Genomic DNA, 12,255 nt, shown 5'->3' with positions numbered 1-12,255 from the left:
TAGGTGCCGTTAGCGGTAGTGGCGGCGAGCATTATTTTCCCTCGCGGCCTGCGCCAGCTCGACGGAAACCACACGACGGCCTACTGGCCACAGCGCGATGGCGGCAATTTTAAAATTGGCGATGCCAACAGGAATGCCAATGATGGTAATGCACTGAGCGATGCCGGTAATGATGTGCGACAGGCAAAGCCACCAGCCAAAGAAAATGAACCAGAAGATATTCAGCAGAGAACCGCCAGCACTCAGAATTGCGCTCTTTTCATCCGGACGTAGCTCATCAACATGAATGGCTTCATTGCCATAAGGCAGGAACGACAGCTTGGTGATTTCCCAGCATGAACGCGTTAGCGGTAAGGTAAAAATCAGCAGCACGCTGACCACGGTAGCCAGAAGCCAGGCTAACGTGGTGAAAAAACCACCCAGTACGAAATTAAGGATGTTCAACACAGTACGCATAGTCTCTCCTGCACTTATAAGGTAACCAAACTCGCTGATGGTAAAAGAATTATCACATTAAGCATCAGGATATCCTAACCTGTTTTTAAGGCTAGAGCGTGAAGTCCGATAACGGGTAAACTAGGTAACAGAGAAACGACAAAGCATAGACAAATATCCTCTCACATAGTCATGGCGCGAACATCATGGAACTGAAATCTACCTCGTTAGGTAAACATCTGGCCCAACATCCTTACAATCGGGTGCGGTTATTGAATGCCGGTGTCGAAGTGAGTGGCGATAAGCATGAATACCTGATCCCCTTTAATCAACTGCTGAGTATTCACTGTAAAAGGGGCCTGGTGTGGGGAGAGCTGGAGTTTGAGTTGCCAGCTGGAAAAGTAGTGCGTTTGCACGGCACGGAGTGGCAGGAAACGCAGGCTTTCTACCGGCATCTTCTCAAATCCTGGCTTGACTGGAGCGAGGAGATGAGTCTGATCAGCGCTGAGGTTTTACAGCGTCAAACGGACAGTATTCAAACACTGATGCAGCAGGATAAATGGTTCAGTCGTCAGGCACTGTCAATTTTGCAGAGTGCCATCCGCGATTCGCTGGCGGCACTACCTCTGCCGGTTTCCCGATTAGAAACCTTCGATAACTGCCGTGATAACTACCAGCACTGCTTACGCTGGCTTGAGCAGGGCGATGACATGCGCACTGCGGCGAATCAGGCATGGATGGATCGCACGCTGGCGGCAGAGCAGCCTTTCTTTGATACGGTGGAGAGTTCGCCGTTAAATATGTCGCAGAGTAGAGCTGTGATTAATGGTGAAGACGGTGTATTGGTGCTGGCGGGAGCTGGCAGTGGGAAGACTTCCGTGCTGGTGGCTCGGGCGGCGTGGTTAATACATCGACAAGAGGCGACGCCCGATCAGATCTTGCTGCTGGCATTTGGTCGTAAAGCGGCAGATGAGATGAATGAGCGTATCCATGAGCGGCTCCACACGGATGACATTCAGGCTAAGACGTTCCATGCTTTGGCATTGCACATTATTCAGCAGGCTAGTCGTAAAGCTCCGATGATAAGCCAGCTGGAAAGTGATGCGAAACAGCGTCGTGAACTGCTGATTTCTCACTGGCAACAGCAATGTGCTGAGAAAAAAACACAGGCTAACGGATGGCGACGTTGGTTAACGGAAGAGCTTGAGTGGGATGTGCCAGACGGTGATTTCTGGAACGATCCGAAGCTGGCGGGGCGGCTTGCAGGGCGGCTTGAGCGTTGGTTAGGGTTGATGCGTATGCACGGTGGCAGCCAAAGTGAAATGGTTGAACAAGCACCAGAATCCATTCGGGCGGAGTTTCAGCAACGCATTCGCCTGATGGCACCGTTGTTGAAAGCCTGGAAAAAAGCGCTTAAGGACGAAAATGCGGTCGACTTCTCCGGCCTCATCCATCAGGCGGTGAATTTGCTGGATAAAGGGCGTTTTGTGAGCCCTTGGAAACATATTCTGGTGGATGAATTTCAGGATATCTCGCCACAGCGTGCGAGTTTGTTAGCGGCACTGCGTCGACAAAATAGTCGTACCTGTCTTTTTGCTGTAGGGGATGACTGGCAGGCAATTTACCGTTTTAGCGGTGCTGAGCTGGCGTTGACAACGGCGTTTGAACAGCATTTCGGCGTAGGTGAACAGTGCGCGTTGGATACGACTTATCGCTTTAATGAACGCATTGGTGACATTGCCAATACGTTCATACAGCAGAATCCGTACCAGTTAAAGAAACCCCTGAATAGCCTGAGCAAAGGGGATAAAAAAGCGGTAACCATTCTGCCTCAGGATCAGCTTGAGCCACTTTTGGATAAATTGAGCGGCTTTGTTAAGGTAGATGAGCGCATTCTTGTGCTTGCCCGTTACCACCATTTTCGCCCAGCGATGTTAGAAAAGGCAGCAACCAAATGGCCGAACTTGCACATTGATTTCATGACAGTGCATGCCAGTAAAGGGCAGCAGGCGGAATACGTCATTATCGTGGGTATGCATGAGGGAAAAGATGGCTTCCCGGCTCCGACAAGAGAGTCTGTGATTGAAGCGGCGCTGCTACCTGAGCCTGAGGATTTCCCTGATGCAGAGGAACGTCGCTTATTGTATGTGGCGTTGACGAGGGCGAAACACCGGGTCTGGTTGCTACAGGACGTGACAAATCCGTCGGTGTTTGTTGAACATCTTCATCGTTTAGGCGTTCCGACGCAGCGTAAGCCAGGATAGTTACGCAGGGATAATTCTGCGTTGAGGTAATTCTGCTGGGATAACTCGGCGAGGATAGCTAAAGCGGAACAACGTCGTTTAACCGCTGAGACCAGCGTCGGATGTACCGCACGCCGCTGGTCCATTTTGATGTGCTGAGATTATTTCAGACGGTCTTGCAGGTAGCGTTGATAATCAGGGATGGCTATCTGAACCGGTTCTTTAAATAGCGCAGAATTGACCAGGAAATCCGCCGTTGCACGGTTGGTTGCAACAGGAATGTTCCAAACTGTCGCGAGTCTCAGCAGCGCCTTGACATCGGGATCGTGGGGTACTGCGTTAAGTGGATCCCAGAAGAAAATCATCAAATCGATTTTCCCTTCGGAGATGAGTGCGCCGACCTGCTGGTCACCCCCCATCGGCCCGCTCAGCATGCTTTTTACGGGCAGACCCGTGTTTGACTGAATCAGGTTTCCGGTAGTTCCGGTGGCGTAAAGCGTGTGCTCTGTGAGCTGTTGTTTATTCGTACCAACCCAATCCAGCAAAGATTGTTTGCAGTGGTCGTGTGCTACCAGCGCAATATGTTTTTGCGCGGCGATGGTACGGGTGGTGAACTCCATGGTTACGTCCTTCAATCTGGTGTAGTAAAGCTGACGCTAGGGTAAGGACAGATTACGGAAACGCTGTTTCAGTGCAAAGCGATAAAAGTGGGAAAAGGCGAACGGGTATCAAAAATCTGATGTGACTGCGCGTAAAATCACCAGGTTACCGATTCATTCAGCGCGCTAGCAAAACCTGCAACAGAAGCACCTTTCGCCGCTGCGTTGTATTCCGACATTTTTCGCTCTATATCGAGCAACTCATTATCAGCAATGACAAGCGCATCGGTACGCGTAGGGATAACCTGATTTTTTTCATCAAGCAATTGATATTGGGGAAGGGCAGTAAAGTTTTGGCGATCTTGAGGGGTTTGCAGCGGCGGAAGCTTAAATGACACCGATGCCACTTTTTCTGTGTTAAAGGCCGCAATAAATGTCGAAGGGAAATAGGTCGCTGGCGCACCCGTTTGGGCATCGACAGTATCAACAACTTTAAACAGAATTTGGTGTTGCCCACTGCCAAGTTCGAGGCTATCGGCACCTTTCAGCAACGAGCCTGACATTCTCTGCCCGTCAACCATAAGGAGATCGATCTTCTGATCTAATTTCAACGTTGTTGCCGCAATTGCTGAGGTGCTTAAACCCGCAATAAACAGGCAAACAGTGATGAAGCCGAATTTCATAATTTTCCCAGATGGTACGTAATTCGAGTATTGTTGAGGAATTGTCTGAATGTGTCAAAGGTTTCAATTTGAAACAGGCTGTTATGGCATTTTTCGTTCCGTGCGGCATCCGACTGCGGATTTTCTACACCCTTTCCCGCTATTTCTGGAATGTGCGATACACTCAAATAAATCACGTAAAAGAGGCTGAATAGCATGCATGACAGTGATATTGAATCTGTGCTGAAAACGGTAAAAACCATTGCATTGGTGGGCGCTAGCGATAACTTATCTCGTCCAAGTTATGGCGTAATGGCGTATTTACTTGAGCAAGGCTACGACGTTATCCCCGTCAGCCCCAAGCTGGCTGGTCAGACACTCTTGGGCCAAAAAGCCTATGCCAGCTTAGCGGATATTCCTAAACCCGTTGATATGGTCGATGTCTTTCGTCAGCCGGAGGCGGCTTATGAGGTCGCCAAAGAGGCCATCGCCATCGGTGCTTCCGTACTGTGGTTGCAGATCGGCGTTATTAATGAGCAGGCGGCAATTTTGGCTCACGATGCAGGGCTGAAAGTCGTGATGGATCGCTGCCCGAAAATTGAAATCCCACGACTGGGTTTGGGTAAATAAGTCGTAGACGCAGGGCGATGCTGAATATCACAGTATCGCCAATGCCTGACTGTGGTGAACCGTATCTACGTTGGTGAATGTTAGTGGCGCAACTGTGGGGCGCGGCGTTGTATGACTTCAGCCAATTCGTTTAGTGAAGGGTGGTCGTGCTCAGAAAGCTCTTCCTTCATCAACTGTGCCTCCGCCAGATAAGTGTGTATTGGTTGGCCTTCGTCATCTTCCATCACAACGTGGTACCACGGTTCGGAGCGCGGCGTGTCATTGCCGCTGATTTCTTCCCAGGTGGGCGTTTCTAATGAGTATTCGGGATCGATATCGATAATGACGCCTGGGAACCCTAGGAGTCTATGACGAATCTGTTGTCCGATGCCAAATTTACTAATGATCATATAGCCCCCTGGAAGTTGATAACACTTTCTACTCGCTGCGGATTTTTCTGAGAGAGGACAACCGCATCCGATAACGTCTTGTAGCGTACAGAGGTTTTTCAAGCTATGACGTATGTGCTCGTTGAGCGCTGGCTGAACACATTATTAACAGTATGGTGTAAATTTTTAGAAGATACAGTCCGGCTAATGAAATGTTGTTTGGCTGCTTGGGCCGAGAAGGGGGAAATATGGAAAAGATAGCGACAGCGGCTTATGTCTACGGTGTGGTTCAGGGAGTGGGCTTTCGTTACAGTACGCAACGTCAAGCTGCGCAACTGGGACTCAGTGGGTATGCGCGCAATTGTGATGATGGCAGCGTAGAAGTCGTGGCAAGTGGCGAGCCTCATGCGGTGGAGATGTTGATTGAGTGGCTGAAGCAAGGTGGCCCACGAAGCGCCAGGGTTGATAAGGTGCTTATTGAGCCACATGGCAAGACGGACTATAAAGGGTTTACGATCCGCTATTGAAACTGTTGAGTTAGATGCATTTCACTGGCTTGGGTAAGCCGGCGATTTTGGTTGCCTGTTTTGCTGGACCTTTCGGAAACAGTTTATACAGGTAGCGGCTATTTCCTTTCTCTTCACCGTACTTTTGCGCCATCGCTTTAACTAACATGCGTATAGCGGGTGAGGTGTTGAACTCCTGATAAAAATTTCGCACAAACCGGACGACTTCCCAATGCGGTTCTGTCAGCGCAATGCCTTCCTGCTCAGCGAGCACGGGAGCCAACGCTTCGCTCCACGCGGTACTGTCCATCAGGTAACCCTGTGCGTCTGTTGCGATCGTTCGCCCTTCAAACTCCAACATCTTCTCTCCGCCTGCGATATCTCAGCTCGCAGTTTAACAAATTTTTTTGTCTGCGCCGGAATAAAAAAAGCCCCAAAATTGGGGCTTCTCAGTGCGGTGCTCAACGAGACTTAGTCGTTACGCATGATGCCCAGAATACTCAACAGGCTAACGAAGATATTGTATATCGCGACATACAGGCTAACCGTTGCCCGGATATAGTTGGTTTCGCCACCGTGAATAATGTTACTGGTTTCCCACAGGATGGCACCCGCAGAGAACAGAATAAACAGAGCGCTGATCGCCAGATGCAACGCTGGAATCTGTAGGAACAGATTGGCAATGACGGCAACAATCAGTACAACAAATCCAGCCATCATCATGCCAGACAAGAAGGACATGTCCTTACGTGTCGTTAATACATAGGCTGAACAGCAGAAGAACACCACTGCCGTACCGCCCAGCGCTAACATGACAATGTCGCCTGCGCCGGAAGAAATCAGCGAGCTTAAAATCGGGCCCAGCGTATAACCCATAAATCCGGTCAGTGCGAATGCGGCTAAAATACCCGCTGGGCTGTTAGCCAGTTTATGCGTCAGGAACATCAGACCATAAAACCCAACTAGCATCAGAATTAAGCCAGGAGCGGGCAGGTTAAGTACAGTACTTGCCGTTGCGGTAACGGCGGAAAAACCCAGCGTCAGCGACAGCAGGAAATACGTATTACGCAGCACTTTGTGAGTGCTGAGTAGCGAACTTTCACGAGTAGAGGAAACAACAATACGATCCATATCAGCGACTCTCTCTTCAGGGTGCTATTATCCAATGTCAAAGAATAAATAGTTGCAGGACGTTATTAAAGATGGTTTACCCTTCTTTACGCTGCAAATTCACCATACTCTGTGCCAGTGCTCGTGTTTTGTCCTGCAATTCATATGATGGTGGAGGGAAATTGCTCTATTTTATGCATCGCGTGACGATTTTGCGTTCAATTGTGTTGCGTTAGGTTGTTTTTCAGGCAATTGAGCGCTGTGATGCTTTACAAGATCCCGCACACTGTTTATAGTTCGCGTCATTGCGGAGGAGTGGCCGAGTGGTTGAAGGCACCGGTCTTGAAAACCGGCGACGCGAAAGTGTTCTAGAGTTCGAATCTCTACTCCTCCGCCAAAAAAATTCAACGGGTTAGCTTAGGCTAGCCCGTTTTCGTTTCTGCTGTTGAATCCAACATCGCATTTTGCATTGTGGTATTTTTACTTCTGTTTGAGTCGGAATGTACTAAGTGGCTTAACACTGCGGGAGTGTCATGCGGGAATTTTTCATCGCTTATTCATTTAGAAATGAATACTAACGATTAGCAAAAAATAAATATATATCATACCGGGTTTTAAATACATTCATTCGTAATGGATAACCAAAGCATAGTAATGCGTGTCTTTTCATTATTATGCACCATGCTATTCATTATCGACGGCATCGTTCTTTAAATAAAAGCGTATTCCGGCAATACAAAGATCTTACCGAGGTGATGGTCGAATGTATTTACGAGGTATTAAATCAGGAAGTCATCCTGAGTTTTATAAACTATCAAATCCAGCAATGTGCGATACTTTTCCTGAAACGCCGTATTGGCCTCTGTTTCAATTTTGTGAATTAATTTAGCAATGATGGCCTTGTTGCTGACGGAATGGCCGGATTGGATGATCTCTTCTACGATGTTGCCGAGCATTTCCATATCGCTGACCTGAGAGTCTAGGGCAAGGACATCAGATATCGGAAGCTCGTTCTGGGGCACCTCTGAATGCATTGTTTCTCCTCCCTTTCGCGCTTTCTGACATGGTTAATGCACACACTGCCAGACAGGACAAATTTGCTGTCCGCCAGACATGAATAAATGGTTAGTTAACTTTAGTCGATCATACGCATAAAACCAGTCGATAAGATAAATAAACACTGCGTTACTCCGTGACTTGTCCGAGCGTGAAAGCATGACGACGATCAATGGTCAGGCGGATAAATATGAATTTATCATTTTCCACAAATATTATGTCTGAAATAATTATACGAAATGCATGACTTCAATAAGTTAAACATGTCGAGATAAAAGGAGGCAGGGAAATAGATTAACTGAACATAAAGACTATTAATGCATTTTGATTAAGTCTATACCTCAAATAATTCGAGTTGCAGGAAGGCGGCAAGAAAAAGAATCCCGATGAGCTTACACAAGTAAGTGATTCGGGTGAGTGAACGCAGCCAACGCACATGCAGCTTGAAGTATTACGGGTATATAGGTTTTTGATCTGCTCAAGGAGATGACATTTTTCTGTGGCACATGCGGTTTATCAAAAAATGTTTTTTATCAAAACCTATTTATCGAAAATGGCACCCTAGTTTAGGAGCATTGACATGCAAAAGATCAGAGCAAAAGCAGTTTGTCTTTTTCGCAATAATGGCCAAATTCTGTTAGCCGAAGGATATGATCCCATAAAAGATGAGCACTATGTCTTGCCTCTCGGTGGTGGTATCGAATTTGGTGAATCGTCGCAGGCGGCGGCGGAGAGGGAAGTTCAAGAGGAAATTAGCGCAGCGACCAAGGACTTTTCGCTGCTGGGCGTTTCAGAGAATATCTTTTCCTACAATGGCAAGTCAGGGCATGAAATTGTCTTTGTCTATGAAGCGCGCTTTCAGGATGAGTCGCTTTATCAGCAAGATATCATCCATGGCATAGAGACCAACGGTGTTCCGATCGTGACTCGTTGGTTTGATATTGATTTGCTGCGTTCTGGGGAAATCAAGTTTTATCCTCATGGTATAGTGGACATGATCTAACCGCAGTCGAATGGCTGGGGTAGGTGATAGTAGACGGTTGCCTCCGTGATGATGAAGTTAAGCGCCCGAAATAAGGAAAAAAAGATGCAGGTTTTGGTGGTCATTGATATGCAAAATGCAGTGTTTGCTATGCCAAGAGCGCGACAGGCGCAGATAGTCGCATTGATAAACCAGCTTTCAGGTGCAGCAGATCGGACGATTTTTATTCAGCACGAAGGCGACGGTATGCTGTCAGGCAGCGAGGGATGGCAGTTATTACCTGAGCTGCACCAGCCAGCGGATAGCTTGTCGATAACGAAAACAGCGTGCGATGCGTTTTACCGCACGTCGTTAGCCGATGTGTTGGCTGATCTGGGTGTTAACCACCTGACGATTTGCGGATGTGCGACGGATTACTGTGTTGATGCAACCATTAAAAATGCGGCCAGCCGAGGCTATGCGCTGACGATTGCTTCTGATGCGCACACGACGGCCAATCGCGGTGAACTGAAAGCAGAGCAATTAGTTACGCATTACAATAATGTGTGGCGGGATTTTATTATTCCGGGTAACACGATTACGGTAGAAACAACGGAAAACATCATTGCTTCATGGAAGACGAACCGCTAATACAAAGAGCGGGCGATCCATTAAGGCAAAAATTGCAGGCAACATGCGTAAAAGTGAACGGGATCATATTCTGCTGCTGATGAGCAGACTACGCTTCTTACATACTGACAGGTAATCAGTTATCCAGGTTGGGGAGAGGTGATTATGTACACGAGCATTCTGGTGCCAGTAGATATAGAAGAAGATGAACTCACTAAACACGCGCTTACGCATGCAGTCAGGTTGGCCAAAATGTCGGGTGCTGCAATACACCTCTTTCATTCCCTCCCTGATGCGTCAGCATTTTTATCTGCTTATTCTTTTGGCATAAAAGAGTTTGAGAATGAGGCGGTGGTGAAAGCGAATGACAAACTTAAATCACTGATGAAAACAATCGATCTGCCGGCATCACGGTTGTCATGCAGCGTCAGCTTCGGATCGGCGAGAGACGAAGTGTTATCGCTGGCGGAGGAGATTAATGCGGATTTGATCGTAATCGGTTCACGCCGACCGGATGTGAAAACCTATCTGCTTGGCTCAAATGCTGCTGCTATTGTTCGTCATGCAAAAATGTCAGTGCTCGTTGTCCGTTAGTTTTTATAACGCTGCTGCTGCGTTTTGGGGCAGCAGCGACGCTATGTGGCACTATGCGTCAGCATGGCGATCGCAATATTCAACACGTTCAATCAACTGTTCGATCTCGCGATCGGAAAACACTTCTATACCGTGGTAGCGCAGCAACTCTGCCGTAACACCATTGCCTGCCGTTTGTGAGCCATCAAATCGTCCGCTGTATATGATGTTGCTGCCACAGGATGGGCTTCCTTCCGTAAGGAGAGCGAAGCGGCAGTGATGATGTTGTGCCATTTGCAGCGTTAACCAGGCTCCCAGAATATAACGCTCGGTCACATCGCTGCCGGTGGCTTCAACAACTTTGGCTCCAGCCTTGATAACCGAATTGCCACCGAAGGCCGGAATAATCTCTGCTGAAGGTCTGGGCGTTGGGAAACCCGCTGCCAATTCCGGACAAAACGTAATCAGCCTCGCTTGTTGACGCCACTGGGCGAGATAGTCGCCGACAGATTTCTTTTCAGTACCGTTATAACGAACGGGAAAGCCGGAAAGACAGGCGCTGATCAGAATATTACTCATCGTGGGGCATTTCCTCTAAAAGGCGAGCATAGGCGTTGCTGCATTAAGTCATAAAGCATGTTGTCTGGAAGAGAAGCACGGCATCAAAAAATGGAGAACAGCAGGACGACAGGGAAACTCAACGGCCAGGTTAGACCTACCAGTAACGAAGCAAAGAATCGGATGAGCAGGGATTTGTCTTTACTCAACAAGAAAGTAACGATCAGGGCAACAAAAAAACCGATCATGTAGGTAAATTTAATGAGTTCCCAGAAGGAGTGATGTGGCACGTTTGTTTCCTTTTATCCTCGAAGCGCCTGCATTTTATGTTGTTAATATTTTATGATCAATTTTTTAACCCATAATGAGTAGTCGGGATGCGCCGTTCTGCGGTGCGTATTTTATACTACAGCGAGTATCCTCTGGTTAAAATGAGATCTTCGGTATGAAAACAACGCTAGCTGTTGTGATGGTGTGTGCTACGGCTCTACTTTCTGTTTCTACGCTTAGTATGGCGAAAAATTCTCGAATTTCTGATGAGCAGATCAAAGAAAAGATTATTCAGGAATCGATTTCGTCTTATTCCGGTAATTGTCCGTGCCCTTATAATTCAGCACGTAATGGTAGCAAATGCGGTAAGCGTAGCGCGTGGAGCAGAGATGGCGGCTATTCGCCAATTTGTTACAAAGACGATGTAACCAGAAAAATGATTGACGACTGGAGAATGGAAAGTGGAAATAAATAACCTTCGATAAGGAGATAAAGTAGCGAAATAATAATCTCTTTGCTAAGAAATTAATTACACCATTTGTGTGACAGAAATATTAAATTTTTATTTCAGTATGGACATTGTAGGCTGGCTGTCATAGCTTACTATTTTACCCCATGAGAAAGGTAATAAAATGAGTGAGATATCTAGCCTGTCCCTGAAAATTTCCCCAGAGCTGAAAGAAAAAATCAAAGCCGCTGCCTTAGAAAACGAAGTATCCCTCAGTGCAGAAGTCAGCGCCCGGTTGCTGAAAAGCTTTGATGAAAGCCAGCAATCTTCAGAACTGTCTCCTGAATCGGTGGATAGTCAGGGTACGGAAGAAGTGGGTGCAGAAGCGCCATTGACGCAAAAAGAACTCAAAAAACTCCGGGAATTGCTGAAAGGCAAATCCAAAGTGACTTCCAAGAAAAAGTAATACTGGATGAGATTCAGCATCTCTGATTGATCAAAAGAATAGATAACAAAATTAAATCACCCAGACATCTTGATGACAAGGTGGCTGGGTGAGCCCTTTTTGCTCAATGGCTCGCATTCGTGTAGAAAGTGAAAACCTCTGGAAAGAAGGCTACCTCACGTTATTTGTTTAATCCCATATATCTCTCTATTCCCCGCACACGGCATAACATAAATCCAGATAGTATTTATTTAAATGTATAACAAATTGTTATTATTTGTTTTTGGGTTTATTGTTACATCCTAAATACAATATTTACTTCTATAAAATAGATTTATCTTATAAATAGATAGATTTTAAAAAAATGATCGATTAAATAGATATTGATACCGTAAGTTAGAAAATATAAAGATTATCTACAAAAGGCCGATACCGCCTTCGGCGTTAGGAAGATTTGTCCTGGCTTGTATGATTTCCTTGTCGCTACTATTAAACCATAATTTTAGTGACGGTAATTCTCTTGAGTTGTATGGGTCTGGAGAATGTAAAAAGCCAGGTTATGGTACGGAAAAATGCGATGTAAGGTGAGGTGTAAAGGATGACGTGTTTTTACTACCAGCATGTGCAGAAGTCTGGCACCCGTACGTTGTATCTGGTTAGACCAATTCGACTACGCCATGATGAATGTGGTTTGATGAGCATGTCTACCTGCATATTGTTTATGTTTCTCACCAGGGCATATAAATGGTCTGTCTAGAGAT

17 protein-coding genes and 1 tRNA gene are annotated in these 12,255 nt (G+C 46.7%); 9 read left to right on the top strand and 9 right to left on the bottom strand.

Annotation, left to right across the window (positions count from 1 at the left end):
- Positions 1-9: 9 nt before the first annotated feature.
- Complete coding sequence (locus A0G03_RS20450; RefSeq protein ID WP_048259634.1) at positions 10-456, bottom strand: YccF domain-containing protein; 447 nt, start codon at positions 454-456, stop codon at positions 10-12.
- 185 nt (positions 457-641) lie between these two features.
- Here A0G03_RS20450 and helD point away from each other — a divergent pair, with 185 nt between their 5' ends.
- Positions 642-2,699 carry a DNA helicase IV gene (gene helD, locus A0G03_RS20445; RefSeq protein WP_048259635.1) on the top strand — a complete coding sequence of 686 codons (2,058 nt, stop codon included), beginning with the start codon at positions 642-644 and terminating at the stop codon, positions 2,697-2,699.
- 140 nt (positions 2,700-2,839) lie between these two features.
- On the opposite strand, the gene A0G03_RS20440 is transcribed toward helD, so the two are convergent.
- Positions 2,840-3,298 (bottom strand): methylglyoxal synthase, encoded by a 459-nt coding sequence (locus A0G03_RS20440; protein ID WP_048259637.1) that lies wholly within the window; start codon positions 3,296-3,298, stop codon positions 2,840-2,842.
- Positions 3,299-3,435: 137 nt separating this feature from the next.
- Entirely contained in the window at positions 3,436-3,960 is a 525-nt protein-coding gene (locus A0G03_RS20435; protein WP_048259639.1) for a DUF2057 family protein, read from the bottom strand.
- 195 nt (positions 3,961-4,155) lie between these two features.
- Here A0G03_RS20435 and A0G03_RS20430 point away from each other — a divergent pair, with 195 nt between their 5' ends.
- Complete coding sequence (locus A0G03_RS20430) at positions 4,156-4,569, top strand: CoA-binding protein (RefSeq protein WP_048259640.1); 414 nt, start codon at positions 4,156-4,158, stop codon at positions 4,567-4,569.
- An 80-nt stretch (positions 4,570-4,649) separates the two neighbouring features.
- Here the strand turns inward: A0G03_RS20430 and hspQ are convergent, their stop codons facing one another.
- A complete protein-coding gene (gene hspQ / locus A0G03_RS20425) occupies positions 4,650-4,958 on the bottom strand; it encodes a heat shock protein HspQ (protein ID WP_048259641.1) in 309 nt (102 codons plus the stop codon).
- A gap of 227 nt (positions 4,959-5,185) precedes the next feature.
- On the opposite strand from hspQ, the gene yccX reads away from it, so the two are divergent.
- Positions 5,186-5,464, top strand: a complete 279-nt coding sequence (yccX, locus tag A0G03_RS20420) for an acylphosphatase (RefSeq protein WP_048259643.1) — start codon at positions 5,186-5,188, stop codon at positions 5,462-5,464.
- Between the two features lie 10 nt (positions 5,465-5,474).
- On the opposite strand, the gene tusE is transcribed toward yccX, so the two are convergent.
- Together tusE and yccA are read right to left on the bottom strand one after the other, a co-directional pair.
- Positions 5,475-5,804, bottom strand: a complete 330-nt coding sequence (tusE, locus tag A0G03_RS20415; RefSeq protein ID WP_011093338.1) for a sulfurtransferase TusE — start codon at positions 5,802-5,804, stop codon at positions 5,475-5,477.
- A gap of 110 nt (positions 5,805-5,914) precedes the next feature.
- A complete protein-coding gene (gene yccA, locus A0G03_RS20410) occupies positions 5,915-6,574 on the bottom strand; it encodes an FtsH protease modulator YccA (protein ID WP_039298801.1) in 660 nt (219 codons plus the stop codon).
- A 288-nt stretch (positions 6,575-6,862) separates the two neighbouring features.
- On the opposite strand from yccA, the gene A0G03_RS20405 reads away from it, so the two are divergent.
- Positions 6,863-6,950, top strand: a tRNA-Ser gene (locus tag A0G03_RS20405).
- 382 nt (positions 6,951-7,332) lie between these two features.
- On the opposite strand, the gene A0G03_RS20400 is transcribed toward A0G03_RS20405, so the two are convergent.
- Entirely contained in the window at positions 7,333-7,587 is a 255-nt protein-coding gene (locus tag A0G03_RS20400) for a biofilm/acid-resistance regulator YmgB/AriR (protein WP_048259644.1), read from the bottom strand.
- A gap of 602 nt (positions 7,588-8,189) precedes the next feature.
- Here A0G03_RS20400 and A0G03_RS20395 point away from each other — a divergent pair.
- From A0G03_RS20395 to A0G03_RS20385, 3 genes are all read left to right on the top strand, one after another.
- Positions 8,190-8,612 (top strand): NUDIX hydrolase, encoded by a 423-nt coding sequence (locus tag A0G03_RS20395; RefSeq protein ID WP_048259646.1) that lies wholly within the window; start codon positions 8,190-8,192, stop codon positions 8,610-8,612.
- A gap of 84 nt (positions 8,613-8,696) precedes the next feature.
- Positions 8,697-9,221: an isochorismatase family protein gene (locus A0G03_RS20390; protein ID WP_048259648.1), complete on the top strand. Its 525-nt coding sequence runs from the start codon at positions 8,697-8,699 to the stop codon at positions 9,219-9,221.
- A gap of 144 nt (positions 9,222-9,365) precedes the next feature.
- The gene (locus A0G03_RS20385) at positions 9,366-9,794 is read left to right on the top strand and encodes a universal stress protein (RefSeq protein ID WP_048259649.1); all 429 of its coding nucleotides are present in this window, start codon (positions 9,366-9,368) and stop codon (positions 9,792-9,794) included.
- Between the two features lie 51 nt (positions 9,795-9,845).
- Here the strand turns inward: A0G03_RS20385 and A0G03_RS20380 are convergent, their stop codons facing one another.
- Together A0G03_RS20380 and A0G03_RS20375 are read right to left on the bottom strand one after the other, a co-directional pair.
- Complete coding sequence (locus tag A0G03_RS20380) at positions 9,846-10,352, bottom strand: 2-thiouracil desulfurase family protein (RefSeq protein ID WP_048259650.1); 507 nt, start codon at positions 10,350-10,352, stop codon at positions 9,846-9,848.
- A gap of 83 nt (positions 10,353-10,435) precedes the next feature.
- A complete protein-coding gene (locus A0G03_RS20375) occupies positions 10,436-10,621 on the bottom strand; it encodes a GhoT/OrtT family toxin (RefSeq protein ID WP_053075304.1) in 186 nt (61 codons plus the stop codon).
- A gap of 155 nt (positions 10,622-10,776) precedes the next feature.
- Between A0G03_RS20375 and A0G03_RS20370 the strand changes: the two genes are divergently transcribed.
- Both A0G03_RS20370 and A0G03_RS20365 read left to right on the top strand, forming a co-directional pair.
- Positions 10,777-11,076: a hypothetical protein gene (locus A0G03_RS20370; protein WP_048259652.1), complete on the top strand. Its 300-nt coding sequence runs from the start codon at positions 10,777-10,779 to the stop codon at positions 11,074-11,076.
- Positions 11,077-11,233: 157 nt separating this feature from the next.
- On the top strand, positions 11,234-11,515 hold the full coding sequence (locus A0G03_RS20365; protein ID WP_048259654.1) for a hypothetical protein: 282 nt from the start codon (positions 11,234-11,236) through the stop codon (positions 11,513-11,515).
- Positions 11,516-12,255 lie beyond the last annotated feature (740 nt).

The organism is Pectobacterium peruviense (genome assembly GCF_002847345.1).
In the GTDB taxonomy this organism is placed as follows: Bacteria; Pseudomonadota; Gammaproteobacteria; order Enterobacterales; family Enterobacteriaceae; genus Pectobacterium; species Pectobacterium peruviense.
The sequence above is the reverse complement of the archived record's forward strand: the minus strand, read 5'-3'. Positions and strand labels throughout refer to the sequence as shown.

Coding starts and splice junctions, on each gene's coding strand:
- A0G03_RS20450 (WP_048259634.1), bottom strand. CDS start 456: ATGCGTACTGTGTTGAACATCCTTAATTTCGTACTGGGTGGTTTTTTC.
- helD (WP_048259635.1), top strand. CDS start 642: ATGGAACTGAAATCTACCTCGTTAGGTAAACATCTGGCCCAACATCCT.
- A0G03_RS20440 (WP_048259637.1), bottom strand. CDS start 3,298: ATGGAGTTCACCACCCGTACCATCGCCGCGCAAAAACATATTGCGCTG.
- A0G03_RS20435 (WP_048259639.1), bottom strand. CDS start 3,960: ATGAAATTCGGCTTCATCACTGTTTGCCTGTTTATTGCGGGTTTAAGC.
- A0G03_RS20430 (WP_048259640.1), top strand. CDS start 4,156: ATGCATGACAGTGATATTGAATCTGTGCTGAAAACGGTAAAAACCATT.
- hspQ (WP_048259641.1), bottom strand. CDS start 4,958: ATGATCATTAGTAAATTTGGCATCGGACAACAGATTCGTCATAGACTC.
- yccX (WP_048259643.1), top strand. CDS start 5,186: ATGGAAAAGATAGCGACAGCGGCTTATGTCTACGGTGTGGTTCAGGGA.
- tusE (WP_011093338.1), bottom strand. CDS start 5,804: ATGTTGGAGTTTGAAGGGCGAACGATCGCAACAGACGCACAGGGTTAC.
- yccA (WP_039298801.1), bottom strand. CDS start 6,574: ATGGATCGTATTGTTGTTTCCTCTACTCGTGAAAGTTCGCTACTCAGC.
- A0G03_RS20400 (WP_048259644.1), bottom strand. CDS start 7,587: ATGCATTCAGAGGTGCCCCAGAACGAGCTTCCGATATCTGATGTCCTT.
- A0G03_RS20395 (WP_048259646.1), top strand. CDS start 8,190: ATGCAAAAGATCAGAGCAAAAGCAGTTTGTCTTTTTCGCAATAATGGC.
- A0G03_RS20390 (WP_048259648.1), top strand. CDS start 8,697: ATGCAGGTTTTGGTGGTCATTGATATGCAAAATGCAGTGTTTGCTATG.
- A0G03_RS20385 (WP_048259649.1), top strand. CDS start 9,366: ATGTACACGAGCATTCTGGTGCCAGTAGATATAGAAGAAGATGAACTC.
- A0G03_RS20380 (WP_048259650.1), bottom strand. CDS start 10,352: ATGAGTAATATTCTGATCAGCGCCTGTCTTTCCGGCTTTCCCGTTCGT.
- A0G03_RS20370 (WP_048259652.1), top strand. CDS start 10,777: ATGAAAACAACGCTAGCTGTTGTGATGGTGTGTGCTACGGCTCTACTT.
- A0G03_RS20365 (WP_048259654.1), top strand. CDS start 11,234: ATGAGTGAGATATCTAGCCTGTCCCTGAAAATTTCCCCAGAGCTGAAA.